We start from the raw sequence: 26,980 nt of genomic DNA, 5'->3' as shown, positions 1-26,980 counted from the left end.
CAAAGGCGGGAAAAAGTTCTGTAATGGGAGATATTGGAACTCATGCCGCTCACTTAGCAGAATATATTACAGGAGCTAAAATTACAGAGGTCTGTGCAGAATTAAATACATTAGTTGAAGGACGTGTAATGGATGATGATGGAGCTGTAATGCTAAAATTTGATAACGGTGCTAAAGGAGTTTTAATGGCATCACAAGTTGCTGCAGGAGAAGAAAATGCTTTAAGAATCAGAGTTTATGGTGAAAAAGGCGGAATCGAATGGTTGCAACATGATCCTAATACTTTAATGGTACGATGGTTAGATGAACCCGCACAAATTTTAAGAGCCGGCAGTAATTACGGGGCACATCTATCCTCATTTGCTACTCATAATTGCCGTACTCCAGGAGGACATCCGGAAGGCTATTTAGAAGCTTTTGCTAATATCTATCGCAATTTTGCATTAACACTTGGTTGCAAATTAGATGGCATAGAACCTACTGCTGAAATGTTAGACTTCCCTTCGGTTGAAGATGGATTAAGAGGGATGGCGTTTATTGATAACGTGGTAGTTTCAGCACATTCAGATAAAAAATGGACTCCTTACGTTTTGTAGCAAAAAGGTTCATAAAAAATTAAAAAAAATAAATGACAACAATACAAGGTCCAGCAGTATTTTTAGCACAGTTTATTGGCGATGAAGCTCCTTTTAACTCCTTGGATGGAATTTGCAAATGGGCAGCTGATTTAGGTTTTAAAGGCATTCAAATGCCAACATTAGATACTCGATTCATCGATTTGCAAAAAGCAGCAGAAAGCAAAACCTATGCTGACGAATTAAAAGGTACCATTGCATCATACGGATTAGAAATAACGGAATTATCCACGCATTTACAAGGTCAATTGGTAGCGGTTCATCCTGCTTACGATAACTTTTTTGATGCTTTTGCACCTAAAAATGTGCATGGAAATTCAAAAGCAAGACAAGAATGGGCTGTTCAACAGTTGAAATATGCTGCAAAAGCATCTCATAATTTAGGTTTAAATGCACACGCTACTTTTAGCGGTTCATTACTTTGGCAATATTTTCACCCATGGCCTCAACGACCACCAGGTTTAGTGGAAGATGGGTTTGCGGAATTAGCGAAACGCTGGTTGCCTATCTTAAATGAATTCGATCAAAACGGTGTGGATCTTTGTTATGAGATTCATCCCGGAGAAGATTTATTTGATGGAGAAACTTACGAAATGTTCTTAAAAGCGGTGAATAATCACTCCAGAGCTTGTATTTTGTACGACCCCTCTCATTTTGTTTTACAACAGTTGGATTACATACAATACATCGATTTTTACCATGAACGAATAAAAGCATTTCATGTTAAGGATGCAGAATTTAACCCAACAGGCAAACAAGGGACTTTTGGAGGCTACCAAAGTTGGGCAAATCGTGCAGGACGTTACCGTTCACCTGGTGATGGGCAAATTGATTTTAAAACAATCTTTAGTAAATTAGCCCAATATGATTATAAAGGTTGGGCGGTTATGGAATGGGAATGTTGTATTAAAAATCAAGAAGATGGCGCACGTGAAGGTGCTGAATTTATAAAGAAACATATTATAAAAGTAACTGATAAAGCTTTTGATGATTTTGCAGCGGTAGAAACGAACAAAGCATTTAACTTGAAAAATTTAGGACTATAAAAAACAGAAAAACATGAAAATTACTTATTTATTATTAGGCATTGCTACGATTACTTTAACTTCTTTTTCTAAAGATAACTTTGAAGAAAAATACAGTAAAAAAACGAATACTATTGAACAACAATCAGATGGAGAGAAATTAATCTCAAAAATGGATTGTGTTGGATGTCACAAATTAGACAAAAAATTAATTGGTCCTTCCTATTTAGATATTGCAAAAAAATATTCATTGAATGATAAAAGCATCAATTATCTTTCCGATAAAATAATTAAAGGAGGTTCAGGTGTTTGGGGAAGTATTCCAATGGCTGCACATGCAACTTTAAAAAAGGATGATGCAAAAAAAATGGCTAAATATATCTTGTCTTTAAAAAAATAATAAACTTTTAGTTTTGTTAATTTAAAAGAGACTCGCTTTTATCAATGACCTTTTTTACCACATAATCATTAATTTTAAATTATGAAAAAACTCTTTACAGGCAGTAAGATGATTTTTACTGTAATCTTGCTTGTTTCTTTTTTTACGGGTTTTTCCCAATATAATAATGTACTTAAAACAGGTTTTTTATCCCCTCCTCATGCTGCCAAGCCTCTGGTTTGGTGGCACTGGACAGGTAGTAATGTCACCAAAGAAGGGATTACGAAAGATCTGGAATGGATGAAAAGAACTGGTATTGGTGGTTTTCAGGCCTTTGATGTAGTTATTGGAGGCGGGCAAACTATTGAAAAAAAAATCTTATATAATACCCCTGAGTGGCTAAATCTTATTAAACACTCTGCTTCCGAAGCGGATAGATTGGGATTAGATGTGACAATGGTAACAGCAGCGGGTTGGAGCGAAACTGGTGGTACTTCTGTAAAGCCACATGAAGCCATGAAAAAACTGGTTTGGAGTCAATTGAACATCACAGGAGGAAAAACATTCAATGGGAAATTACCTCAACCGCCTATGACCAATGGTCCAATTAGAAACTTGTCAAGACCAAAAGGGTTTTTTGAAGACAGAAATAAAATATCCCCCACTTTTTATGGGGACCAAGTTGTCTTGGCTTATAGAACACCTGTTACTGAAGTAAAAATTGCTATTCCAAAGATCACCAATCACAAAAAGGAAGTATTGGAATCTAAATTGTTATTGGATGACGATTTGACTACTAAAATTGCAGTTGATGTTCCTCAAATGGGACAGCCTGTTTATCTTCAATTTGAATACGAGAAACCTTTTACTGCTCGTTCATTTTCTTTTGCAATGGGTGGCGCGGGTATGTTTCCAAGTGCAATTATGCGTCAAGGTTATGTGCAGGTTAGTGCGGATGGTAAAGTATATAAAACACTCTTTGCTTTACCGGGAGCGCAGCATGATATTCGGGCTTTGCCAGTTCGCACATTTTCTTTTCCAGCTGTAACAGCCCGTTATTTTAGAGTGGTATTTATTCCGGGTTCCGGAATTACAACTGTTGGTGGTCCTGATGATTTTGGTGGTTTTGGTATGCCATCATTGGCACCCAAATCGTTTGATATTACTGAAGCGATTTTTAGCACTGGAGCAAGAGTAAATCGTTGGGAAGACAAAGCTAATTTTGCTCCCATGTTTGCTTTTGAAAATCTTAAAACACCAGCTGTTCCTGAATCGGCAACTATTAAAACAGGTGAAGTTATTGATTTAACTTCCAAAATGAAAGCAGATGGCACCTTGCAATGGAATGCCCCAGCCGGAAATTGGACCATTATGAGAATGGGCTACTCGCTGACTGGTGCAAAAAATGGACCAGCAATCCCAGAAGCTACGGGTTACGAAGTCGATAAATTGAGTAAAGAGCATTTACTATCTTATATGACTAAATGGTCAAATCCCATTGCAGAAGCTATGGGACCTTTGTTTGGGAAAAGTATGAAATATTTTCTGGTGGATAGTTATGAAGCCGATGCCCAGAATTGGACAGAAAATATGATTCCAGAGTTTAAAACTCGCAGAGGGTATGATCCAACCAAATATTTGCCTGTATTAGCGGGCAGAATTGTAGAAAGTGCTGAAATCAGCGATCGTTTTTTATGGGATTTTAGGTTAACAATTGCTGATATGTTGATGGATAATCATTACGCGGCAATATCGGAATTTGCACATAAACAAGGAATTAAAACGTATGGTGAAGTAGCAGGAATTTCGTTGCCCATTATTGAAGATGCTCTTCGGAATAAAAGCGCAGTCGATATTCCAATGGGAGAATTTGGAATGACTCAAGGTTTGGGAAGCGACGAAGGTAAAAGCTGGACTTCTCCTTCTGATTTAGAAAACCAAAAAGCGTATGGCGGAGCAAATGATCGTCTTAATGCACACCAATCTGATGTGAGAGAAGCAGCATCAGCGGCTCACATTTATGGAAAAAAAATAGTTGGAGCAGAGTCTTGGACGGGTGGCGGTTATGAAGCTCCCGCTGATTTGAAATTCATTGGAGATTATTGGAGCTCTCAAGGAATCAATCAGATAATTTTTCATACATCAGCGCATCAGCCATTAGATACAAAACCTGGTAATACGATGGTGGGAACCCATTTTAATCGCAATATCACTTGGGCCGAACAGGCTAAACCTTTTGTAGATTACATTTCCCGAAATCAATTTATGCTGCAGGAAGGTCGTTTCGTGGCCGACATTGCTTATTATTTGGGTGAAGATATTCCTGCTGTTGTTCCATATTGGGAAAAATTACGCAATGAAGCTCCTTCAGGATATGATTATGATTTTGTGAATACTGAAATCCTTAATCGTTTTGAAGTTCAAAATGGGGAATTAGTGTTGCCAAGTGGTATGAGATACAAAGTTCTGGTACTTCCTGAGAAAATGACTATGACTTTTTCGGTATTGAATAAAATTGCAGAATTGATCAAAAACGGGGCTACTATTGTAGGGCCAAAACCAGAAAAATCACCTAGTTTAGTTGGCTATCCAAACGTAGATAATGAAGTAGCTCTAAAAGCAAATGAAGTATGGGGTGGAACTGATGGGAAATTTGTTTATCAAAATAATTTTGGTAAAGGGAAAGTCTTTTGGAATGCTCCTCTTTCCGGTATTTTTGGAGAAATGGGATTGAAAAAAGATGTAGATTATACGATGCCTCATACGAATACTAAGTTATCTTGGATGCACCGTAAAACCGAAGATTCTGATTATTACTTCTTAGTGAATATGAGAAATCAATCAGAAGATTTAGAAGTTCAGCTCAGAATTGGTGGTAAAATCCCTGAATTGTGGTACGCTGACAAAGGCACGATTAAACCACTTTCGTATAAAATAGAAAATGGTATTACGACTGTAAAATTACATTTAGAACCGCAGGAATCAGTGTTTGTGGTGTTCCAAAAACCAACAGTGCAAAATGAATTAGTACTTATAGAAAAGAAAACTACCGATTTAGAAAATCTGAATCATTCCTGGATGTTGCATTTTCCTGAAAATGGAGGAGCTCCTAAAGAAGTAACTTTGGATAAACTGATTTCCTGGACAGATCATACCGATGAAGAGGTAAAATATTTCAGTGGAACGGCAACCTATATTAAAGATTTTGAAGTGAAAAAATATTGGATTAAACCAAATTCTAACGTACTATTAGACTTAGGTGTTGTCAAAGATATTGCGGTAGTTTCTGTGAATGGAATTGAAATCGAAACGCTTTGGAAACCCCCGTATCAAGTCGATATTTCAAAATTTGTAAAGCCGGGAATCAATAAGTTGGAAATTAAAGTGACCAACCAATGGGATAACCGAATTATAGGGGATGAAAAATTGCCAAAGGAGAAAAAGATACTCCAATCTACAAGTGGGTTTGGAATTTCGAAAGAACTTAAAGAATCGGGGCTAATTGGTCCAGTAATTTTACTGTCTAAATAGAATCAAGATTTGTTTTTTTAAGACCACACATTTTCTGAATTAAAGAAAACAGGGTTTTCATTTAGTGCTAAATTTTAATTAAGTTTAAAACGTTGTCAGTATTTTAATACTACAACGTTTTTTTTATGCCTAAAGGATTGATTTTGCTAGTTATTAGCCGAATATTGTTAAGTCAAAGTGTTTTAATGCTGATATATTTGTAAAATAAAATATGTCATATGTGTATTTTATTTAACCAAAAAAAATATTTAATAAAAAAAAACCTCGAAAATTATGATTAGTATGCAATTTTTTAAAAGATTAACTGTTTTTATCAGTTGTGTCTTTTTTAGTGCAAATTTATTTGCGCAAGAAGGGAAAATTCAGGGAAAAGTATCCGATTCTAATGGACTAACTTTACCAGGTTCATCAATTAAAATAGAAGGAAGTAATAAAAATACTGTTACTGATAGTAATGGAGACTTTGTTCTTGAAAATGTAGCTAACGGAAGCTATACAATCACTATTTCTTATATTGGTTTTTCTAGTAAAAAACTGTCTGTAAAAGTACCTCAATTGGGTAAGCTTTCTGTAACGTTACAAGAAGACCAATCACTTTTGGACGAAGTTGTCGTGACTGGTGCGTTTGATGCCCGTAAACAAATTAATTCATCAGTGTCAATTTCTACGCTTGATGCTAAGCAGTTAGAACGTTTACAGCCTAATAGTGCTGCTGATTTATTGAAAAATATACCTGGAGTTTTTGTAAATTCTTCAGCTGGGGAAGTACGGAATACTATAACCAGTAGAGGTATTTCTAACCGTCCGAGTTTTAATTTTGACGTACCCGGGTCCAATTATGTATCTATGCAAGAAGATGGTTTGCCAGTATCAAATATACTTTTTAGCTATTTTGCACCTGATTTATTTTTGCGTAACGACGTTACTACAAAACGGCTAGAAGCAGTAAGAGGAGGTTCAGCTGCTATTGTAGGAGCTAATGCGCCAGCAGGAGTTTTTAACTATATTTCAAAAACAGGAGGTAATACCTTTGGCGGAGAAATAAGAACAAAATACGGTTTAGAAGGTAATGGATCAAATCCGTATTATCGTGCTGACATTAATTTTGGTGGGCCAATGGGTAAAAGTGGTTGGACATACAATGTAGGAGGGTTTTATCGTACGTCTACTGGTCCTGTAGATCCGGGTTATCAATCAAACCGCGGAGGACAAGTAAAGCTTAATATTGAAAAAAAATACAAAACTGGTAGTATAACGTTTTATGGTAAATATTTGAATGACCATAATCTTACCGCTATGAATCTAATAGGAAAGAATTTTGATAATCCGCAACTAGCTGATGGCGTAAAATCAACTGATTTTTATGGTCTTCCGGCTACTGCTGTTCAGAGTTTTCAAATAGATGGGAAAACCATTACTCATGATCCGAAAAGATTAAATCATTCAAAAGATTTGTCATTTGGGGCCAATTGGAAACAAAAATTAGGCAATGACTGGTCTTTACAAAATAATGCTAGATTTTCAGCTAAATCATTAGTCCTTAATCAAACGGCGGCATTGAATCCTGTAACATTAACTGGTTTTATCAATAACGCAGTGGCAGGAACAATTGGAAGGGGAACGATTACCTACCAAAACAACAATACAAAAGAGGTTTTAGCTACTGTTCAAGCGAGTTTGTCACCTGGACCTACTTGGACTGTATTAACCAATACTATGCCAGGGCAAAACATTTTGAAAGATGGTATGCTTTATGCAGCAGCGGTATATTCTGATCCTAAAGTCAATGAATTTCTGGATCAATTGGTAATAACTAAGCGTATTAAAAACATGACCTTCAATATTGGTTCATTTGTTGGAATTTCAAATGTAGGTAGGTATTCAAATGGTGTTGCGGGTATAGGTTTTGCAACATTGGAAAATCGCCCACAAATGCTAGATATTTCTTATGCGAATGTTTTTTTAGGCGGGGCTACTCAACAAATTACTAGTCCAGAAGGATTTGCTAAAACAGGTGGTGTGTTTGGATTTAATGATTTTGAATTTCACAAAACAAATTTAGCCCCTTTCTTTGCCCATAATTGGGAGATTACAAACAAACTTACTTTGGATTGGGGAGTTCGTTTAGACAATACTAAATCGGAAGGAACAAATTACATTAGAACTGCAAATAATGGTGCTGATGGTGGTTTTGATAGTAATTCATTGACTACTTATGATAATGGTTATTTTAAAAATCCTACAGCGATTAATTACTCTTTTATAACGAATACTGTTTCTTTTTCAGGAGCGTTGAATTATCTTTTGTCTGATAAGCAGTCGGTTTATTTAAGATATTCAAATGGTAAAAAAGCACCGGAGTTTGATCTTTATGCTACTATCGACATTCCAGGAAAAGTAGCGTTAACTAATCCAGTGGTGCAAGGAGTTACCCAAGTAGAATTAGGTTATAAAATTAAAACAAACAATGTAAATTTGACACTTACTCCTTTTTACAGTCGTCTGAATAATGTATTGCAAGCATTTACTGCTTTGGATAATAATGGACAAATCTATAATCTGACGCCATATTTTAATAGTCTTGAAACAATGGGTGTGGAAACTGAAGTTACAGTAAAACTTTCTGATAATTTCAATGTTAGAGCTGTGGGTACTTTTCAATCAGCAAATTTTGAACAGTTTAAAATTGCTACGGCAGGACCAACTTCATCAAGAGATGATGATTCGTTCTTAGATTTTTCAGGAAATAATGTAGATAATACTCCAAGCGTGCAATTTAATGTTACTCCTACATACAGTAGAGATAAATTTTATACCTTCATTTCTTGGCAATACTTAGGAAGTCGTTGGGCAAATGCCCCTAATGCTTTCAAATTATCTGCATTTTCACAATTCGATTTAGGGATGGGTTATGATTTAAGCAAAAAATTATCATTAAGCTTAAATGTTAATAATTTAGCAAATACATTTGGAGTAATGAATTGGGGAGCACCAGGTGGATTTCCAGCTGCTTTCAACTTGTCAGAGTTTTCAGAAGCCAAAAAAATTGCTCAAAAGGATGCACTGTTTCCCGTGGGAGGAACGCAACCACGTTCTTATTTCTTAACTGCAACGTATAAGTTTTAATTTTTCAATAGTAAAAAGGAAGGACTCAGATGAGTTTTTCCTTTTTGCTGTTCTTTTCCTGTTTAACCAAATTATTTATAAAAATGAAAAACAATTTAAACGTTCGAAAAGCTGGCTCATGGCAAGGATGGGTTGTGATTTTAATTAATCAAATGCCTATGTTGGCTATCGTGGCGTTGATGCCTGTTTTACCTACTTTAATAGAACATTTTAAAGGGGTTCCTAATGGAGATTTGCTGGTACCTATGATACTAACGGCTCCTGGCTTATGTATTGCTCTTATTGCTCCTTTTGCAGGGCATCTCGTTGATAAATATGGTCGTAGGAAACTTTTGGTTGTATTTTTGTTTTTATATGGCTTTGGCGGAATTTTACCATTTTTTATAGATGGTTTTAATACGGTTATCACTGGTCGTTTACTTTTAGGTATTGGAGAAGCTTTTGTTTTGGTGTTAGGAAATTCGTTATTAGGAGATTATTTTGACCAGAAAGAGAGAACCAAATGGATTACTATTCAGGGGGTCTTTGGTTCAATAGCTGTAGTTGGGCTGTTGGCATTAAGTGGCCATTTGGCGACCATAGGATGGAATTATCCTTTTTTAGTTTATGGAATTGCTATAATTTTAGCTTTATTATCGTGGGTTTTTATATATGAACCCTCTTTGAAAAATACAGTTGTTCAAGAATCTATAGTCGAAAAAGCTATGGCATATCCTGTAAAGACAATGCTTACTATCTTTTTAATCACCTTTACTTTTGCTGTTTTGTACTTTGTTTATACTATCCATTTTTCTTTGGCATTGGACCAAATGGGGATTAAAGACAAAATAAAATTAGGGAATATGAGTGCTATTGCCAGTACTGCCGTTCCACTAGGTGCTATAATTTTTAGATATGTTGCAAAACGACCTTTTTGGCAACAAATGGCACTCATTTTCTTCTTTTTTACTATTGGTTTAACCGGTATCGGCTTAGCAAAGGATGAAACGACGGTTCTGATTATGGGATGGATTCAACAATTAGGTTGTGGTATGACAATCCCCGTTTTAACTTCTTGGGCACTTACTATTTTGCCACCACAATACCGAGGGAGAGGTATGGGAATATGGACAAGTGGTTTTTTCTTAGGTCAATTTCTTAATCCTGTCTTTGTTTCCTTGATTCGAAATGTTTCCGGAGGAGTACTTCAAACCTTTGCTTTGGTAGGGGGAATCTGTTTCGTTGTAATGGTGTCGCTTTTGGTTTATAATTTACTGTTGAAAAATAAAACCGGTAAACTGGCTTTTTAAGAAAATTAGAGTTTGTATAAAAAAAAAATATTGAATAGTTTTTCTTTTTAGATAAGTTCAAAGCGAAAAATGATGAAAAATAATGATTATGAGAATTGTTAATATAAAAAGATTTTTTGCAACCGGAATAATGGTATTGTTTTTACAATCGACAATGTATGGTCAAGTGGCATATCAAAATCCTGTTCTTCCTGGATTTTATCCTGATCCCAGTATCTGTAGAGTGAATAATGACTATTATATGGTGAACAGCACTTTTGGATATTTCCCTGGTGTTCCAATATTTCACAGTACGAATTTGGTAAACTGGGAACAAATTGGCTATGTCTTGGACAGAAAAGAACAATTGCCATTGGCAACAGCCAATATTACCGGTGGAGTTTTTGCTCCCACTATCCGATATCATGAGGGGGTGTTTTATATGATAACAACCAATTTTTCTGCTAAAGGGAATTTTTATGTAACAGCCAAAAATCCTGCCGGCCCTTGGTCAAATCCTATATGGATAGAGACTCCGGGAATTGACCCTAGTTTGTTTTTTGATGACAATGGTAAAGCTTATGTAATCTCTACTCAAAATTGGGGCGCCATAAAAAATGGTATTGTGATGTCTGAAATTGATATAGCAACAGGAATACTGTTGACACCTCCAACTACTGTATGGAAAGGGACAGGCGGAAGGTATCCTGAAGGCCCTCATACGTATAAAAAAGACGGTTTTTATTATTTATTAATCGCCGAGGGCGGAACAGAGTATGGGCATAAAGTTACGATTGCCAGAAGCAAAAATATTTGGGGACCTTATGAATCGAATCCTGCCAATCCTATTTTAACTCATATTAATTCGAATGCAGAATCAAATCCGATTCAAGGTGTGGGTCATGCTGATGTCGTTCAGACTACTGATGGATCATGGTTTATGGTCTCATTAGGATTTAGACCTTTAGACAGTCATCAGTTTTTGGGGCGTGAAACTTTTTTAGCTCCGATGGTTTGGAACCAAAACGAATGGCCTACTGTAAATGGTGACGGGACTCTTTATTTGGATATGAAAGCCGATAAACTTCCTGGAGAAGTTAAGGTTACCAACTATAATCAGAATGAAGATTTTTCTGTTGACAAATTGGGATTTGAATGGAATTACATCAACAATCCGATAGCTCAAAACTACTCCCTTTCGGAACGCAAGGGCTATTTAAGATTGTATGGAAGTGAAAAGGTATTGAGTGAAAATCCGGGAGTAACCTTTGTTGGAAGAAGGTTGCAGCATTTCAATTTTTCAGCATCAACAGTGATTGATTTTAATCCAACTGCCGAAAATGAAGAAGCAGGGATTGCCATGTATCGGGACGCTTTACATCATTACAAATTATACATTCAAACTGTTGGGAAGCAACGCGAATTGGTTTTATCCTATACTATTGGAAAAATCAAGGCTACCGCAAAGCGAATTCCTCTCAAAGAAGGAGCTGTAAAGTTGAATGTTTCCGGAACACAGGAATTTTTTGAATTCGGCTTTTCACAAGGAAATGAGCCGCTTACCACTTTTGAAAAAGTCAATACCCGCTATTTAAGTTTTGAAACGGCAGGAGGGATGACAGGAGTTTACATCGGATTGTTTGCTTCTGGAAATGGAACCAAAGCTACAGTACCTGCAGATTTTGAGAATTTTAGCTATAAAGTTGTCAAATAATTTGAGGTTTTCTGACTGATGTACACTTGTAGTATCTTATTAAATCGGGCAAAAAAATAATTTAGGAAGGTATAGTTAGTCAATTTGAATAATTTTACACCTAATGGATTGATTATGTCAGTCAAAAGCGGAATATTGATACTATTTCAGGCTATTTTGTGTCTTATTTTTGTTTTTTTTTAATAACAAAAAATTAAGTAAGGTAACCTCTTGGGGGTAGTTAATAAGAAGAGATTATAGAATTAATTTTCATTAACAAATTAAAGAAATAAAACCACATAGATGACATATTTTTTATAAATAGTCTACAGAAAACATATTGTCTTATAAATAGTTAATGGTCTTTTCTAAAAAGTATAACGACTCTGTTTTCTTGAAAAATAAAATATGTTTCTATGTGGTAAAAATAAATTTTTAATAACGTCCTACGTGTTAAAAAAAAATCAAAATATCATGAACAGAAGACAAGCTATTTATCGAACATTAATGCTGGGTGCAGCTTTGGCAACACCATCATGGGCAATGAATCTTTTGGCAACCAATCATTATGCTGCAACAGCACCATTTTTTCTTTCTTCTTCCGAAAATGAGCTTATGACAGCATTAGTTGATACCATTCTTCCTAAAACAGCTACTCCAAGTGCAAGTGAAGCGAGAGTACCTGAATTTATTCAAATGATGTTGAAAGATTGTTACAAACAAACAGAACAGGATCTTTTTAAGAAAGGATTGAGTGAAATTGATCCAGGATTTGTTGCGATGGATAAAGAAGGGAGAAATAAAGTTTTGGCCAAAATGGAAGGAGATTCTATAGCTGCATTGAAAGCAAATCCAAGAAGTGTCACTTTTTGGAAACTCTTGAAAGAGCTCACTTTGTTAGGGTATTTCACTTCAGAAATTGGGATGACGCAAGCAATGGAATACGCACCGGTACCTGGAAAATTGGAACTGATTAAGTTGGACAAACAACAAAAAACGTATTCGGAGTATTTGGCAAGATAAATTTTTGATAAACTTCAAAAAAGAGAACAATGGTAAACTTAAATATAAATGCCGTAAAAAGCCACACTTTTGATGCGATTGTTGTAGGTTCAGGTATTACTGGAGGTTGGGCTGCAAAAGAACTTACAGAAAAAGGATTAAATGTTTTAATGCTCGAAAGAGGCCGCGATGTAAAACACATTGAAGATTATAAAACAGCCATGACTGATATTTGGGATTTTCAGCATCGCAACAAACTTTCACGGGAAACCTTAGAAAAATATACTACAGCAGCTAGAGGAAATGCTTATGCAGTGCAAGAACCCAGCAGTTATCTGTTTGAAAGTGATACTGACCAACCGTATATCGAGAAAAAACCTTTTGATTGGGTTAGAGGTTACCAAACTGGCGGAAAATCGTTGATGTGGGGACGACACAGTTACAGATGGAATAAAGAAGATTTTGAAGCAAATGCTAAGGATGGTCATGGTGTTGACTGGCCCATCCGATATGAAGATTTGGATTCTTGGTATACCTATGTCGAGAAATTTGTTGGGATTAGTGGTCTCAAAGAAGGTTATGATGCTTTGCCTGATGGAGATTTTTTAAAACCCATGCCTTTTCTACAGCCCGAACAGTATTTTAGGGAACAAGTCAAATCGAAATTTGGCCGACTTGTAACTATTGGTAGAACCGCAAATCTTACGGAAGCAAAAGAGTGTCATACAGCCGTTGGTCGTACCGCTTGTCAATACCGAAGTTTATGTATTCGCGGTTGTCCTTTTGGGGGCTATTTTAGTACCCAGTCGGCAACATTGCCTGCGGCAATGCAAACCAAACGGTTGACTTTGGTTAACGATGCTATTGTGACCGAAATCATTTATGATGAGAAATTCAATAAGGCAAAGGGCGTACGAGTAATGAATCAGCATACGAATGAAGTCACAGAATATTTTGCCAAGATCATTTTTATGAACGCAGGAACTATTCCTACGGCTTCTATATTGTTAAATTCCAAATCTAATCGATTTCAAAATGGATTTGGGAATGATAGCGACCAGGTAGGACGCAATCTGATGGATCACAATGGGGGTGCGGGAGCCATGGCAACAATTGAAGGATTTGAAGATGATTATTATTATGGTCGTCGCCCAACAGGTTTGTATGTTCCTCGATTTAGAAATTGGGGTAATGATAAACAAGAATACCTGAGAGGTTTTGGTTATCAAGGAGGGGCAAGTCGTGGAAACTGGAACCGTGGTATAAATAAAGATGGATTTGGAGCAGATTTTAAAGATAGTTTGGGAACTCCAGGAGATTGGGGAATGATGCTGATTGGGATAGGGGAAATGCTACCCAATGAGAAAAACCGAATGTATCATGATAATGATAAAAAAGACAAATGGGGCATGCCATTGGTAACCTTTGATGTAGAGAGAGGTGAAAATGAGCAGCTGATGCGGAAAGCGATGTCGCAAGATATGGCCGAAATGTATGAAGCGGTAGGTTTTAAAAATATTCGTCCTTTTGATTTCCCTTCTAATCCGGGAATGGGAATACATGAAATGGGAACCGCCCGTATGGGTAAAGACCCTAAAACATCGGTGTTGAATAAAAACAATCAAGTGCATGACTGTAAAAATGTCTTTATCACGGATGGTTCAGCAATGGCTTCGTCATCCTGTGTAAATCCTTCGCTTACATACATGGCACTGACGGCCAGAGCAGCTGATTTTGCAGTTAATGAATTAAAAAAGAAAAATTTGTAATGCAAAACAATATCAGACAACAGTTAAAACGATTTAATAGTAAAAACATAAAAAATAATTTATAATGGGTCCTTTAGACAATTTTATATTATCGGAAGATGCGCTTAAAGCAACCCAATCGGGTTTTGAGTTGCAATTTCGTTCCCATTGGTACCGCTCTTTACCAATGTCTTGTATGAATATCAAGGCAAAAATAAATGGAAAAGCGATACTTGAAAATGAGATTACCGTAGAAGTAAATGGAAATAAATTTCCGTTTTCAGAGGTGCCCAATTTGGAGAAAGAATGGCTTTTTATAACTGACGCAGCTACATTACATGTAAAGAACGGTGAAACTTTAATTAAAGGAAAAACGTATGAAGTTGAATTTGATTTGGGGATTTTTATACCCTATGTTTTAGTAGGAGCAGAAGGGAATCCGTTGTTGGCTTCCAGTACAGTAACAAAAACACTTATTTGCCAATAAATATGAACACTTCACCTATAAAATTATCCACTTCTTTATTTTCATTGGCTCTCGAATGGCAATCCAGAAACTATACTTTGGAACAACTGTTAGCTAAACTTAAAGAACTTCATTTGGGACCTGGACTTGAAATAGTTGGTTTTCAGAGTTTGAAAAACTTTCCTTTTTTAGCCGATGATCAGATTACCGATTTGAAAAGAATAATAGAAAAGTATGAATTTGAACCTTCTTGTTTAGATGCCAATGTAGATATTGGTATCCGCAGGGGCAGTAAACTTTCTATAGACGAAACAGTAGAATATCTGATTCCCCAGATATGGGCTGCTAGTACCTTAGGTTTTCCAGTGGTACGTATCCAAATGATGGCAAAACCGGAAGTAATGCAAAGATTAGTACCCATAGCTGAAAAAGCCAATGTAAAACTAGGAATGGAATTGCATACACCTTATGCCATTAATCATCCCGCAGTGATGGAATTGAGAGAATTATACACTAAGATAGATTCTCCTTATTTGGGTTTTATTCCTGATTTTGGAACCTCCATGAGAGCAATTCCTGAAGCCTTATTATATAGTTTTAGATCGGTTGGTGTTACCGATGAACTGATAGCTGTTACCAAAGAAATTTGGGCTAAAGATGTTCCAATGCCTCAAAAATTCGGAGAGTTACAAGAACGTGCCTCAGCATTAGGGGCAACTCCAGCCCAAATAGGAAGATTGAACATGGCCTTTAGTATGAATGGCCGTCAGCCTGTTGAGATGTGGAAAGAAATTGTTCCGCAAACCGTTCATATTCATGGTAAATTCTATGGTTTTGACGAAAATGGAGACGAACCTTCAATAGATTATGCTTCTCTCTTAAAAGTATTTCATGACGGAGGTTACCAAGGGTATATTTCCAGTGAGTATGAGGGAACCGCATTTACCGATGAATTTTCTGGTTTTGAAATGGTCGAGAAACATCAGGCACTTTGTAAAAGAATATTAAATACGTTGTAATTTTATATGGGAGTTGTATTATAAAATCAAAAAAATGAAAACAACAGTAGCTGATGTATTAATAGTAGGAAGTGGACCAATTGGTGCCACTTTCGCTCGTTTACTTTCAGACCAAGTTCCGGAAGCCAAAATCATAATGGTCGATTTAGGACCAAGGTTATCTAATAAATCTGGGCAGCATTTCAAAAATATGCCAAATGATTCAGCTCGAGAAGAAGCACAAATTAAATCACAAGGTCCTCATCAGGAAGCCTATCCATTAATCACTGTGGCAGAAAGAGCCAATGCAGCACAAAAAGGGCATTTGAGTTTAGAAATGTTGGCTCGTCCGGGAACACATTTGGTAACGGACAATCTGGAGGATTTAGCAACAAACCAAATGCCTGCCGCATCGCTTTCAAGTAATTTGGGCGGTATGGGAGCACATTGGACCTGTGCTTGTCCGCGTCCGGGAAATGCCGAACGTATTGCGTTTATTCCTGAAGAAGAATATGATAGAGCCTTTGCTAAAGCAGAGGAGTTGCTTTGTGTTTCGCAAAGTACTTTTGTAGATTCACCTGAAGGATTGGCGATCATGAAAATTCTAGGAGGTGTTTTTAACGAAAAATTAGCTGCTGACCGTCAAGTGCAGCGTATGCCATTGGCTTGCAAGACTGATAAAAATGGAGGGCAATATTGGGTAGGGTCGGATGTGATTTTGGGGGAATTGGCAGAACCTCATCAGCAAAGTAATTTTGAAATTCGTTCGGAAACACTTTGTCGTAAACTGATTCATGAAAAAAGTACCGTTTCGGGAGCTATTCTGGAACATTTGCCAACAGGGGAACAGGAAGAAATTAAGGCTAAAATTGTGATTGTGGCCGCAGATGCCATACGCACTCCTCAGCTTTTGTGGGCATCAGGCATTCGCCCGAGAGCCTTAGGGCATTATCTGAATGAACATCCTTTCATTTTTACTTTTGTGGAACTAAAAGAGGATTTAGTAGATAAATCCCTGGCCAAATCATACAATAAAAACAAACGTACTGAACCCACAATTGGAGTATTCTGGGTTCCTTTTGACGCGCCGAATCACCCTTTTCACGGTCAGATTATGCACATGGATGTTTCTCCTTTGAAAATTGAAACCCATGGTAACCCAAAGCATATCGTAGGATTAGGTTGGGGATGTTTGAAAGAAGTGCGTTACGAAGATCAGATTGTTTTTTCAGAAGATAAAAATGATTATCTTGGGATGCCTAAAATGAATTTCAAGTTTACTTTGACATCTAAAGATAAAGAATCAATTGCTCAAGCCATGGAAATTCAATCCCAGGCAGCAGCAGCTTTTGGAAAAGTAATCAAAGAAGGAGAGCAAACGTTAATGCCTCCGGGAACCTCCTTACATTATGAAGGAACCACCCGTATGGGGGAAAAGAATGACGGTACTTCGGTTTGTGATCCTTTTTCACAAGTCTGGGAATTTGATAATTTATTTGTTGGGGGCAATGGGGTGATTCCTATGGCAACCACTTCCAATCCTACTTTAACCAGCGTAGCAATGGCAGTAAGAGCCTGTGAAAAAATTGTAAACAAGTTGAAAAATTAATACTTTTTAAAAACTCACTGTCCTATGGAGAAAGATAAAGTTATACCTACATTTAATCCTTATGAATTGGAGTCTGATTTATATGAGTCAGCTGTGCCTATGTCTTCTTTTACGACTACAGCTCATCATATTTTCCATATTAATCGCATTGAGGATTATCTAAAAATAATTCAGTTCCCTCTGAAATCGGATTTACAGCCACGCCGGATTACGGTATTTAATTTTTTCTTTTTAACCAAAGGGACGAGTACCAGGAGTAAAGGCTTAGATACGTTCACCTTTGGAGAGAATACATTCTTTTTTGTACCCGCGCACCAGATTACTACACACGAATTCATAAGTGAAGATGTAGAAGGCTTTTATTGTCATTTTAATTTAGAATTGTTGACTTCAGATTACCGATTGAAAGAATTATTGAATGATTTTCCTTTTTTAGATTTTAATAGCTATCCTTTATTAGTAATAAATGATGAGATCAAGTCATATGTTTTACCTTTGCTTGAGAGGTTACTTAAAGAATATCAATCAGACACGAAATGTCGTAACAGTATCTTGAGAACCTATCTTATTGCATTGTTTACAGAGCTAAAACCATTTGTAGAACAGTCAAAAACAGTTTCATCAAATGCCGCTACAGCAATAACAGAGCAATATAAAAAAGCGCTTTCGGAACATATTTATCAAAAACAAAAAATTACGGATTATGCCGAATTATTGTCAATTTCTCCGAATCATTTGAATAAATGCGTAAAGAAAGCCATGGGAAAATCAGCTCATGATGTCTTGAACGACATGTTATTACTGGAAGCCAAAGTTTTATTAAAACAAACCAATTTGACGGTTTCTGAAATTGCATATAAAATAGGCAAAAATGAAATCAGCGATTTTGCCCGTTTTTTTAAATCCCTGACTAATATGAAACCAAGTGAGTATAGAAATATGGGGTGATGATTATCATTTTTTAAAGATAAATTTCGGATACTACTTTTTGAGAACCCGTTGGTTGTAATTTATACCAACGGGTTTTAATTATAAACTAATACCATTTAGGCCTTAAATTTACTGTGATAAATCAATTTAACAGTGCGTCAGTTCGATTTTTATTAAAAAATGTGATAGCTTTTTTAAATAAATTGTATCGAGAACCCTAACATTGTAAGCTTCTCGATACAATTTTAAATAGTAAAGCTGTCGCATTCCTATTTAAAATCACTCAAAGAGACGTAGTATTTTTTTATTCCAGTAAAAATAAAAAGTAAAATGGTATTAAAAGCGAGTTGCGTTATCTGTTTTGAGACCAATAAAGAAAACCCTTTTACTTGAATTTCAGTAAAAGGGTTTTTTAAATAAACTAAACGCAACTAAACTACTTTATTTCTAAGGGTTCCAATTCCTTCAATTTCCAGTTCAACCACATCTCCAGGGATTAGCGGACGGTGAACTGAAAAGTTATTTTCTATCAAACTTCCCCAACCAACGGTTCCCGAACCTAAAATATCTCCGGGCATCAGCGTTACATTGTTTTCTGACGCTCGTTCCATCATTTGGGGAAAAGTCCAATGAACGGTTTTATAATTCCCTTCGCAGATGGTTTCTCCATTGATTCTTGATGTCATTTTGATATCGAAACGATCGCCTGTGCTTTCCGGCATGGCCAAATGTTCCGGATGTGATTCTCTTGAAATACTACAACGGTATTTTTCAAATTCATCTTTGGTAACGATACAAGGTCCAATGGCATTAGCAAAATCCTTTCCTTTGTGAGGGCCAAGCGGTACTGTCATTTCGTGTTTTTGAATGGCACGGGCTGTCCAATCATTAAAAACGGTATAGCCAAAAATATAATCATCGGCATTTCCGGCTTTAATGTCTTTTCCTTTCTTGCCAATTATGACAGCTATTTCCAGTTCGATATCTAATTTTTCTTCTCCTGCAGGACGTATAATATCGTCATCTGGCCCAAAGACACCTTGATGGTTTGTAAAATAAAAAATAGGTATTTCATACCAAGCAGCTCCAACGGTATGACCGAATGATTTGGAAGCATTCAACATATGTTGTTCAAAACCAATATAGTCCCTAAAACTGCGTGGATTTGGCAAAGGAGCCAAAAGTTTTACTTCCTCTAAAGAATAGTGTGGTTTTACAACACCAAGCTCATCGATAATCTTAAAATTAGCTTCGTGATTATCTATAAAAGTAAGCATGTCTAAAGGCAATCTTGAATCGGCTAGATTCATGTCTACCACGGCGTTCTCTTGCAACCAACCTGTACGGCTTTCTCCTGCTTTATTTTCGAATGTGATTAATTTCATAACTTATTTTATATTAAATAGGTTGGGTGAGTGCCATTAGCGTTTTTCCCATAACGGCACCAGCGTTGGCTTCTTCTGGTAAAGGTTTACCTTCATATTCTAATAATTCCCATTCTCCGAGTTTTTCTGAAGCTTCTACAACCATTTTACATCTTTCTAACCTTCGATTCATGAAGCGTGTAAATATGGCTTCATTGCCGTCTTGTTTTGCAATTTCTTCAGCAAGTACTACAGCATCTTCAATAGCCAAAGCAGCTCCTGAACCTAGATGAGGGATGGTAGCATGTGCACCATCTCCAATGATTAAAACACTGCCTTTGTGCCATGGTTCCGGTAAATGTAAGGTTTCTAAAGGTCTGTAATTGACTAATTTTGGTTCCGTAATTTGATCAATTAAATCATGTACCATTGGAACAGGATATTCTTCCAAATAGGATTTCAGTTTCGGAATCATTTCGTCTTCAGGAATGAATGGATTATCAGCTCCTTCTGCAGAAACAACAAACATATACATGGTTTCTTTTGTCATTGGAATGAGTCCAACTTTACTGTGTTTTCCAAAATACATATAGCCTGTTTCTAAATCTTTGGGTCTGTCAAAAGCATAACGCCAAACGGATAATCCTACATATTTTGGGAAGTAATCCCCGAAAATTAATTTCCTTACTTTTGAGTTGACTCCATCGGCGCCAATTAACAAATCATAACTTCCTGTGGTTCCGTCAGAAAAAACAACATCTACGCCGTTTTCTTTATTAGTAATCTGATCCACCGTAAGCCCCATTCGAAATTGTACTCCTACCGTTTCACATCTTTCATGCAATACTTCATGAAGAATTCTTCTGGAAATACCATTATGCGAAGGAAAACGACCCATAGGAGGGGTGCCGGTTTCGTTAAATTGATATCCAGTTGGGGTACACATTTTAACTTTTGCGTATGGACAACCTCTTTTTAGAGCTTCGTCTGCTACACCTAATGCATCTAAGGCTCTTAAAGCATTGGCTTGTTGAATTATACCAACGCCGTATACATCATACTGAGGTAGAATTTCAACAATTTCTACATCTATTCCTATTTGTTTTAAAGCAATAGCTGCAGATTGCCCGCCTATACCACCACCTACTATGAGTACTTTTTTCATACCTCTATTTTTTTATTTTGAATTGATTCTAAAAAACGAATGCTATTTTTTCATTTCTCTAGCCACCCAATCAAACATATTATATGTTTTTGTAAAATTATCTATCTGACAATGTGCTGAACCACTACTTTCTTTAGGAATAATTTCAACTGTTTTTTCACAAGTTAATGCATCTTTTAATTTATATGCATTTTCTACAAAATTTTGTCTGTCATCTTCTCCATGCAAAATATAAGTTGGCATAGAAATTTTATCAGCCACACCATCTAAAGTAAATTCCTTTAGTAATTCTAATGTGTCAGGCATGTTATCAGCTCCAACAATATGCATTACAATTTCTGACAAAGGGTGATTCGTAGGACGGTTTTTCCAAATGTCATAATACGACCAAACCGCACCCCAAATACAACAAATTTTAAAGCGAGATTCGAATGCTGCTGAACGTGCCGCCATATAACCTCCCATAGAAACTGCCATGATACCAATACGTGACGTATCAACATCCTCTTTTAGATTTTCTAAAACCCAATCAAAAGCTACTGTTGCAGGTACATTATAATCATGACGCGTATGTACGTGATTTACTCTTAAAGTTGCCCCTTGTCCAGGTCCGTCTAAAACTAATAACGCAATACCTCTTTCATTTAATATTTGGCTTGGGCCAAAATATAATTCTTCAGCCAAACTATCTAAACCGCCAAACATAATCATTACTGGTGCATCTTTTACTCCGGCAGGTGTAAATAAATACCCTGGCATAAAAGAACCTTCAAATGGAATTTCAACTTGTTTTGGTTTGTGATCAAACAAAGCAATTGCTTTATGAAAAGCTTCAATAGCCTTTAAATAGGCAGGTAATTTTCTTTCGTCTTTTGGTTTTAAGAAAAACTCACAAGTTCTCAAGTAATTAAAAGCTCTTAAATACGCTCTTCTTGCCGTAGCAGGGTTGTTGTTTTTTGATGCGTTTTCACCCTCTTCAAAAATGGTATTTCCAATTTTTGCCCACGCATTGTGAAAGCTTTCATTGTCACCGGGTGTAATTTCGCTTGCTGCTTCTAAAATTTCAGCAAATTCTCCCCCACCGTAATGTGCTTGAGTTAACGCACGATTCACTTGGTAAGAAGGCATGTATTGATTTGGAAAATAGTGCCACATAAGTTTTTATTTTATAATTTAAATTGTTTTATGAATATAATACTGTTGAATTTTCGAACGAACGATTATATGTCAACAGGTTTTGTTTCTAATCCTCCTATTTTTCCTTTGGCCATTTCTTCAAATGGGTTGGTATTTCCCCAAGCATCATTTGGATTGTCTCTTAAATAATGTATGTCTGGCCCATGATCTGGTGCAAATATTAATCGAGCACAAGCGTATACTTCTAATAAAATACCAGTATGTGGCTCCATTATGTAAAAGAAAAAACCTTCGTCTGCTTTGTGGCGAGTGGGAGCTCCCCAAACACTTTTATATCCTTTTTCGGTAAAATAATCTAAAGCCAAAAGCACTTCCTCACGGCTGTCTAAATTATAACAAATGTGATTTGCAATTCCTTGTCCGGGCTCTAGGTTAGGATCTGAAAATATAGCAATATCATGCGATAAATTTGCTGTAGTCCAAAGCCCACCAATAGGAGGGATGTGGTCTTCTAATCGTACTTCATCAGGATTTTTAAGCCCTAATGCTGTCCAGAATTCTTTTTCTTTAGCATATTGATGTTTAGCAACCAGATACGTAAAGTGGTCTATACGACGTACATTTGCACCTATTCTTCTATTACTCGAATACCTGTCGACATAGATACTTGCTTTTTCTCCGGTTTCTCTTAACCAGTTTACGTCCCAGAATACTTCGTGTTTATGCCCGTCTGGAGATTGAAATTTAAACGCTTTTCCACGACCTAAATCGGCATCTATCCATCCTTTACCTGCTCCAATTTCTTCTAGGTAGTTAACACATTCATCAAGAGCTTCTTTACTATCGGCTCTCCAGCCAACTGCTCCTAATCCTTTCGTATCGGATTGTGTGATTTTTAAAGTGTGAAAAAAATAATCACCCCAAGCTCTTAGATAAACCGAATTATCATCTTTACCGGTTTGATCCATTCCTACGATATCGGTATAAAACCGTACTGTTTCGTCGAGATTTGTACTCAATAATTCAACATATGCTAATTGTGAAAAATAGTGTGGATTTTTTGCCATTTGTATTTTTATTTTTTTTTACATTATATCTTGAAACAAAAGTAAAACGATTCATATTTATAAGTGAATCAATTATATTCTATTGCTATTCAAAATCAATTCTTTTTAATTTTTTACGCGCTTATTGTGCTATTTTTGTATTCTTTTTATGCAAATGCACCACCATCCACTGCCATGGCGTGGCCTGTAATAAAAGTCGATTGATCAGAACACATCCATAAAGCCACATCTGCTACTTCCTGGGGTTGTCCCATACGTTTCATTCGTTGTAAGTTTATCGCCATTTGCAATGCTTCCGGATTATGTGCCAATTTTCTTCGGCCTTCCATAATCATTGGCGTTTCAATGGCTGTTGGACAAATAGCATTGATACGAATGTTTTTGGTAGCGTTTTCTATAGCAGCACTTTTTACAATTCCAATAACACCATGCTTAGATGCTGAATACGGGACATTATCGGGTTGCCCCACTAATCCGGCTGCCGATGCAATACATACAATATTTCCACCCCCTTGTTTTAGCATTTCAATCAACTGGTATTTTACACAATACCAAGTTCCAGTTAAGTTAATATTGATTTGCTGCAACCAAGCCTCTTCAGGATATTCATGGGTTGGTAAAGAAAGCGTTCCTGCAATTCCCGCTGAATTTACCGCACAATCCAATCGTCCAAATCTAGCAACGGTTTGCTGTATCAGGTTTTCTACTTCTTCTCTTTTAGAAATATCACATTTTACAAATAGTGCTTCATGTCCTAAATCAGTAATTTCTTGTACTACCAGTAATCCCGCTTGTTCATTTACATCCGAAACAACTACTTTGGCTCCTTCTTTGGCGAAAGAAATAGCGGTTGCTTTGCCTATTCCTGATGAAGCACCAATTACCAGACATACTTTGTTTTCAAATCTTTTCATATTCTTATGTTCTAAAATGTTTTTTTAAATTAATTACCATCACTAATAGTTGTTCCACCATCAATGATAATATTTTGACCGCTGATAAATCCACCTGCTTTAGATGCCAATAAAAGAGCCATTCCGGCTACTTCTTCTACTTTTCCAATTCTTCGTAACGGAGTCAGCAAAATTCTTTTTTCCATGACTTCGGGATTTTGTGTCAAAGGCTTCGCAAATTCCGTGTCAATAACGCCAGGCGAAATAGCATTTACCCGAATATTATCAGGTCCAAACTCTACTGCAAGATTGCGTGCTAATTGTGCCAATCCCGCTTTTGAAATACCATACAATCCCAAATTCTTATTGCCTCTTACACTGGATAAACTCGCGAGATAAATAATGACACCGTCTTTTTGAACTTGCATGTTTGGGATTACTTTTTGGGTTAAGTAAATGGCATTTTCTAAATTAATTTGCATTGTTTTTTCAAAATTTTCAGAGTCGATATCCAAAAATGAACCCGGAATCGCTATTCCAACACAATTAATTAAAATGGCTATGGTACCTGCTTTTTCTTCACCTTGAAAAACTAGCGCATCTATTTCCTCTTTTTTAGAAACATCACAAGGAATGGCAAATGCTTTGATTCCTTTATTTTGAAACGCTGTTTGAGTTGCAATACATTCTTTTTCATCATTACTGGAAATGATAACTGTAGCGCCGTGTAGGCCTATTATTTCAGCAATTGCTTTTCCCATACCACTTGAAGCACCCGTTATTAAAGCTACTTTTCCTGTTAAATCGAATAAGTTTTTCATATTGTTTTTTGTTTTAAAACGTATTGCATCATAAAACTAATACCACTTAATACTATCATCGTTATGACCATAGGAATTGCGCTGCCATTTTGAAAATAGCTTAGTATAGCTGTGACTAATGCGCTCAATGCCATTTGTGTCACACCCATAATTGCATTGGCACTACCTATATTTTCTGTAAAAGGACGAATGGTAATCGCCATAGTATTGGGCGAAATCAACGATAAAAACAACATAAAAAAACACATTCCTACCAGAAGATGTACAACCGTCAAGGAGTAAATGGCGGTATATAATAAGTAGCAACAAACTAATAGTTGTATTCCTACTGCCCAAAAGGCAATGTCATAACTACTAAATCTCCGCAGCAATATCCTATTGAACTGACTGCCTATTATCATACAAGATGCGGTACTGGCAAATATCCATCCAAATTGTTGCTTGCTGATTCCTAAAATCCCAATAAATAATAAAGAAGAACTTGAAATCCAACTAAACAATACCGCTGATGCCAAAGCAGTAATGATAGCGTATCCCATATATCCTTTGGTCAGGATTACTTTTTTATAATTTCCTAGTATTGCTTTTGGTTTTAAAGAATAGTTAGCGTCAGCTTCTTTGACATGAGGAAGAAAAAAATGCAGTGCAACTAATAATAGTAGCGCCATTACTGCCAAAAAGATAAAAATACCCCTCCAATCAGAAAATAACAGAATAAAACCGCCCAAAGTTGGCGCGATAATAGGGGCAATTCCCATAATTAGGGAAAGTGTAGAAAACATGGAAGCTATTTTTTCGACAGGAAATACATCTCGCACCATCGCTCTACTTCCTACTGAACATACGCTGATACTAATGGCTTGAAAAAAACGAAAAACACATAAAAGAATTATATTTCCGGCTACAGCACATCCTAAAGAAGTCAAGAAAAAAAACGCTAATGCAATTAACATTGGGTTTTTACGTCCAAAACGATCTAAAAGCGGTCCATTAAAAAACTGTCCCACGCAAGCTCCCGCAAAAAAAGTACTCATCGAAAGGGTAATCATTCCCACATTTGTACCTAAATTTTGCGCCATTGCTGGAAATGCTGGCAAATATAAATCGGTTGAAAAAGGCATTAACCCATTCAAACAACCTAATACAATAATTAGGGTTCTTATATTAATTTCTTTCGTTTTTGTCATTTGAATTTGTTTCCAATGAATCATTTTTGTTTCGTTTCAGTACACAAAAAGTACTTGGATTGACGATTTAATAATTACACACAGCGGCTTATAGTAATGAATTTTAATGTTGCATATATTCAGGAAGTGGCAGACCGTTAATCTCGTATGGTTTTGCCTCAATGAGTACAAAAACAATTCTGCAAACTTCAGTTTCACTTGGATTTTTCCATTTGTGTAAAGTACCGCGTTGAATTATAATTTCTCCGGCACCAATTCTCTTCGAAACTTTATTTTCTAATTCAAGTTCGATTTCACCGCTAATTATAATTCCATAATCGATGCTGTCCGTTCGGTGAAGTGGGGAAGAAGCTCCTGGTAACATATCTACAATACGAATCACCGACCCTCCTTTCAGCGTTGTACCAGCATCTCTTTTGGCACCATCAGTTTCGTCATTGCAATCTGCAGGAACGGTAGCTGTTGTCCACAATGTAGACATCGCCGCATCGCCAGTTGGGATGATAACGGTTTCAAATTCTTTGTCGGAAGTAAATACTGCAGTACCTTCGGGAGTATGACCGGTTACAATTCTTCTAATTGGTACATTCATTTTGCTTTTAATTTTAATTTTTTTTGTCTTCGATTTGAGTTGGAGTTGACTTTAGCTTTTTCATAAATTCACTAAAAGCGGGTCTAAACTCAGAAAAAAGTTCGTTTTCTCTGTTTTTTAACATCACTTCACTAAACATTTTCAATCCAATAGCAAATTCAGTTGCTTGGTCTTGAGTTTTAAAAATGTTCCTGTTTTTCATTCTTTCGATTATCGTAAAAATGTTATCGTGATTATCAAATTCTAATTCAATAGGAGTATAGATGGTATCATCAACTTTAGCAGTTGCTAACAGTTCCAGTTTTAATTTGTATTTGTTTGTTCTTTTTTCCATTTTTTCTAAT

General features: G+C 36.3%; 22 protein-coding genes. 13 read left to right on the top strand and 9 right to left on the bottom strand.

Features of this window, described 5'->3' with window-relative positions; all coding sequences use genetic code 11:
• The 13 genes from ACM55F_RS17735 to ACM55F_RS17675 all read left to right on the top strand — a co-directional run.
• On the top strand, positions 1–596 hold a 596-nt coding region (locus tag ACM55F_RS17735), incomplete at its 5' end, for a Gfo/Idh/MocA family oxidoreductase (RefSeq protein WP_416855154.1).
• 32 nt (positions 597–628) lie between these two features.
• A complete protein-coding gene (locus tag ACM55F_RS17730; RefSeq protein ID WP_416855153.1) occupies positions 629–1,681 on the top strand; it encodes a sugar phosphate isomerase/epimerase family protein in 1,053 nt (350 codons plus the stop codon).
• Positions 1,682–1,694: 13 nt separating this feature from the next.
• The gene (locus ACM55F_RS17725) at positions 1,695–2,060 is read left to right on the top strand and encodes a c-type cytochrome (protein WP_416855152.1); all 366 of its coding nucleotides are present in this window, start codon (positions 1,695–1,697) and stop codon (positions 2,058–2,060) included.
• A gap of 81 nt (positions 2,061–2,141) precedes the next feature.
• Positions 2,142–5,570, top strand: a complete 3,429-nt coding sequence (locus ACM55F_RS17720; protein WP_416855151.1) for a glycosyl hydrolase — start codon at positions 2,142–2,144, stop codon at positions 5,568–5,570.
• Between the two features lie 282 nt (positions 5,571–5,852).
• Positions 5,853–8,696 carry a TonB-dependent receptor gene (locus ACM55F_RS17715; RefSeq protein ID WP_416855150.1) on the top strand — a complete coding sequence of 948 codons (2,844 nt, stop codon included), beginning with the start codon at positions 5,853–5,855 and terminating at the stop codon, positions 8,694–8,696.
• An 83-nt stretch (positions 8,697–8,779) separates the two neighbouring features.
• Positions 8,780–9,985, top strand: a complete 1,206-nt coding sequence (locus ACM55F_RS17710; RefSeq protein WP_416855149.1) for an MFS transporter — start codon at positions 8,780–8,782, stop codon at positions 9,983–9,985.
• A gap of 88 nt (positions 9,986–10,073) precedes the next feature.
• On the top strand, positions 10,074–11,678 hold the full coding sequence (locus ACM55F_RS17705; RefSeq protein WP_416855148.1) for a glycoside hydrolase family 43 protein: 1,605 nt from the start codon (positions 10,074–10,076) through the stop codon (positions 11,676–11,678).
• Positions 11,679–12,131: 453 nt separating this feature from the next.
• Positions 12,132–12,680: a gluconate 2-dehydrogenase subunit 3 family protein gene (locus ACM55F_RS17700; RefSeq protein WP_416855147.1), complete on the top strand. Its 549-nt coding sequence runs from the start codon at positions 12,132–12,134 to the stop codon at positions 12,678–12,680.
• Between the two features lie 29 nt (positions 12,681–12,709).
• A complete protein-coding gene (locus ACM55F_RS17695; protein WP_416855146.1) occupies positions 12,710–14,428 on the top strand; it encodes a GMC oxidoreductase in 1,719 nt (572 codons plus the stop codon).
• Positions 14,429–14,492: 64 nt separating this feature from the next.
• Entirely contained in the window at positions 14,493–14,894 is a 402-nt protein-coding gene (locus tag ACM55F_RS17690) for a C-glycoside deglycosidase beta subunit domain-containing protein (protein ID WP_416855145.1), read from the top strand.
• Between the two features lie 2 nt (positions 14,895–14,896).
• Positions 14,897–15,892 carry a sugar phosphate isomerase/epimerase family protein gene (locus tag ACM55F_RS17685; RefSeq protein ID WP_416855144.1) on the top strand — a complete coding sequence of 332 codons (996 nt, stop codon included), beginning with the start codon at positions 14,897–14,899 and terminating at the stop codon, positions 15,890–15,892.
• A gap of 34 nt (positions 15,893–15,926) precedes the next feature.
• Positions 15,927–17,480 carry a GMC oxidoreductase gene (locus ACM55F_RS17680; RefSeq protein WP_416855143.1) on the top strand — a complete coding sequence of 518 codons (1,554 nt, stop codon included), beginning with the start codon at positions 15,927–15,929 and terminating at the stop codon, positions 17,478–17,480.
• A 24-nt stretch (positions 17,481–17,504) separates the two neighbouring features.
• The gene (locus tag ACM55F_RS17675) at positions 17,505–18,428 is read left to right on the top strand and encodes a helix-turn-helix transcriptional regulator (RefSeq protein WP_416855142.1); all 924 of its coding nucleotides are present in this window, start codon (positions 17,505–17,507) and stop codon (positions 18,426–18,428) included.
• A 413-nt stretch (positions 18,429–18,841) separates the two neighbouring features.
• On the opposite strand, the gene ACM55F_RS17670 is transcribed toward ACM55F_RS17675, so the two are convergent.
• The 9 genes from ACM55F_RS17670 to ACM55F_RS17630 all read right to left on the bottom strand — a co-directional run bounded on the left by ACM55F_RS17670 (position 18,842) and on the right by ACM55F_RS17630 (position 26,970).
• Positions 18,842–19,795 carry a fumarylacetoacetate hydrolase family protein gene (locus tag ACM55F_RS17670; protein WP_416855141.1) on the bottom strand — a complete coding sequence of 318 codons (954 nt, stop codon included), beginning with the start codon at positions 19,793–19,795 and terminating at the stop codon, positions 18,842–18,844.
• A gap of 13 nt (positions 19,796–19,808) precedes the next feature.
• Positions 19,809–20,939 carry an FAD-dependent oxidoreductase gene (locus tag ACM55F_RS17665; protein WP_416855140.1) on the bottom strand — a complete coding sequence of 377 codons (1,131 nt, stop codon included), beginning with the start codon at positions 20,937–20,939 and terminating at the stop codon, positions 19,809–19,811.
• A gap of 42 nt (positions 20,940–20,981) precedes the next feature.
• Positions 20,982–22,094, bottom strand: a complete 1,113-nt coding sequence (locus ACM55F_RS17660; protein WP_416855139.1) for an alpha/beta hydrolase family protein — start codon at positions 22,092–22,094, stop codon at positions 20,982–20,984.
• Positions 22,095–22,159: 65 nt separating this feature from the next.
• Entirely contained in the window at positions 22,160–23,143 is a 984-nt protein-coding gene (locus ACM55F_RS17655; RefSeq protein ID WP_416855138.1) for a VOC family protein, read from the bottom strand.
• Positions 23,144–23,289: 146 nt separating this feature from the next.
• The gene (locus tag ACM55F_RS17650; protein ID WP_416855137.1) at positions 23,290–24,057 is read right to left on the bottom strand and encodes an SDR family oxidoreductase; all 768 of its coding nucleotides are present in this window, start codon (positions 24,055–24,057) and stop codon (positions 23,290–23,292) included.
• A 29-nt stretch (positions 24,058–24,086) separates the two neighbouring features.
• Entirely contained in the window at positions 24,087–24,857 is a 771-nt protein-coding gene (locus ACM55F_RS17645) for an SDR family NAD(P)-dependent oxidoreductase (RefSeq protein WP_416855136.1), read from the bottom strand.
• Positions 24,854–26,044 carry a multidrug effflux MFS transporter gene (locus ACM55F_RS17640; RefSeq protein ID WP_416855135.1) on the bottom strand — a complete coding sequence of 397 codons (1,191 nt, stop codon included), beginning with the start codon at positions 26,042–26,044 and terminating at the stop codon, positions 24,854–24,856. The genes ACM55F_RS17645 and ACM55F_RS17640 overlap by 4 nt, the downstream gene beginning before the upstream one ends.
• 103 nt (positions 26,045–26,147) lie before the next feature.
• The gene (locus tag ACM55F_RS17635) at positions 26,148–26,636 is read right to left on the bottom strand and encodes a cupin domain-containing protein (RefSeq protein ID WP_416855134.1); all 489 of its coding nucleotides are present in this window, start codon (positions 26,634–26,636) and stop codon (positions 26,148–26,150) included.
• 13 nt (positions 26,637–26,649) lie between these two features.
• Complete coding sequence (locus tag ACM55F_RS17630) at positions 26,650–26,970, bottom strand: DUF3861 domain-containing protein (protein WP_416855133.1); 321 nt, start codon at positions 26,968–26,970, stop codon at positions 26,650–26,652.
• Positions 26,971–26,980 lie beyond the last annotated feature (10 nt).

It is taken from the genome of Flavobacterium melibiosi (assembly GCF_048158545.1).
GTDB lineage: Bacteria > Bacteroidota > Bacteroidia > Flavobacteriales > Flavobacteriaceae > Flavobacterium > Flavobacterium melibiosi.
This window is presented reverse-complemented; position numbering and strand designations above follow the sequence as displayed.

What these genes read in the sequence shown, in the direction of transcription:
- ACM55F_RS17730 (WP_416855153.1), top strand. Translation starts at nt 629, where the DNA reads ATGACAACAATACAAGGTCCAGCAGTATTTTTAGCACAGTTTATTGGC.
- ACM55F_RS17725 (WP_416855152.1), top strand. Translation starts at nt 1,695, where the DNA reads ATGAAAATTACTTATTTATTATTAGGCATTGCTACGATTACTTTAACT.
- ACM55F_RS17720 (WP_416855151.1), top strand. Translation starts at nt 2,142, where the DNA reads ATGAAAAAACTCTTTACAGGCAGTAAGATGATTTTTACTGTAATCTTG.
- ACM55F_RS17715 (WP_416855150.1), top strand. Translation starts at nt 5,853, where the DNA reads ATGCAATTTTTTAAAAGATTAACTGTTTTTATCAGTTGTGTCTTTTTT.
- ACM55F_RS17710 (WP_416855149.1), top strand. Translation starts at nt 8,780, where the DNA reads ATGAAAAACAATTTAAACGTTCGAAAAGCTGGCTCATGGCAAGGATGG.
- ACM55F_RS17705 (WP_416855148.1), top strand. Translation starts at nt 10,074, where the DNA reads ATGAGAATTGTTAATATAAAAAGATTTTTTGCAACCGGAATAATGGTA.
- ACM55F_RS17700 (WP_416855147.1), top strand. Translation starts at nt 12,132, where the DNA reads ATGAACAGAAGACAAGCTATTTATCGAACATTAATGCTGGGTGCAGCT.
- ACM55F_RS17695 (WP_416855146.1), top strand. Translation starts at nt 12,710, where the DNA reads ATGGTAAACTTAAATATAAATGCCGTAAAAAGCCACACTTTTGATGCG.
- ACM55F_RS17690 (WP_416855145.1), top strand. Translation starts at nt 14,493, where the DNA reads ATGGGTCCTTTAGACAATTTTATATTATCGGAAGATGCGCTTAAAGCA.
- ACM55F_RS17685 (WP_416855144.1), top strand. Translation starts at nt 14,897, where the DNA reads ATGAACACTTCACCTATAAAATTATCCACTTCTTTATTTTCATTGGCT.
- ACM55F_RS17680 (WP_416855143.1), top strand. Translation starts at nt 15,927, where the DNA reads ATGAAAACAACAGTAGCTGATGTATTAATAGTAGGAAGTGGACCAATT.
- ACM55F_RS17675 (WP_416855142.1), top strand. Translation starts at nt 17,505, where the DNA reads ATGGAGAAAGATAAAGTTATACCTACATTTAATCCTTATGAATTGGAG.
- ACM55F_RS17670 (WP_416855141.1), bottom strand. Translation starts at nt 19,795, where the DNA reads ATGAAATTAATCACATTCGAAAATAAAGCAGGAGAAAGCCGTACAGGT.
- ACM55F_RS17665 (WP_416855140.1), bottom strand. Translation starts at nt 20,939, where the DNA reads ATGAAAAAAGTACTCATAGTAGGTGGTGGTATAGGCGGGCAATCTGCA.
- ACM55F_RS17660 (WP_416855139.1), bottom strand. Translation starts at nt 22,094, where the DNA reads ATGTGGCACTATTTTCCAAATCAATACATGCCTTCTTACCAAGTGAAT.
- ACM55F_RS17655 (WP_416855138.1), bottom strand. Translation starts at nt 23,143, where the DNA reads ATGGCAAAAAATCCACACTATTTTTCACAATTAGCATATGTTGAATTA.
- ACM55F_RS17650 (WP_416855137.1), bottom strand. Translation starts at nt 24,057, where the DNA reads ATGAAAAGATTTGAAAACAAAGTATGTCTGGTAATTGGTGCTTCATCA.
- ACM55F_RS17645 (WP_416855136.1), bottom strand. Translation starts at nt 24,857, where the DNA reads ATGAAAAACTTATTCGATTTAACAGGAAAAGTAGCTTTAATAACGGGT.
- ACM55F_RS17640 (WP_416855135.1), bottom strand. Translation starts at nt 26,044, where the DNA reads ATGACAAAAACGAAAGAAATTAATATAAGAACCCTAATTATTGTATTA.
- ACM55F_RS17635 (WP_416855134.1), bottom strand. Translation starts at nt 26,636, where the DNA reads ATGAATGTACCAATTAGAAGAATTGTAACCGGTCATACTCCCGAAGGT.
- ACM55F_RS17630 (WP_416855133.1), bottom strand. Translation starts at nt 26,970, where the DNA reads ATGGAAAAAAGAACAAACAAATACAAATTAAAACTGGAACTGTTAGCA.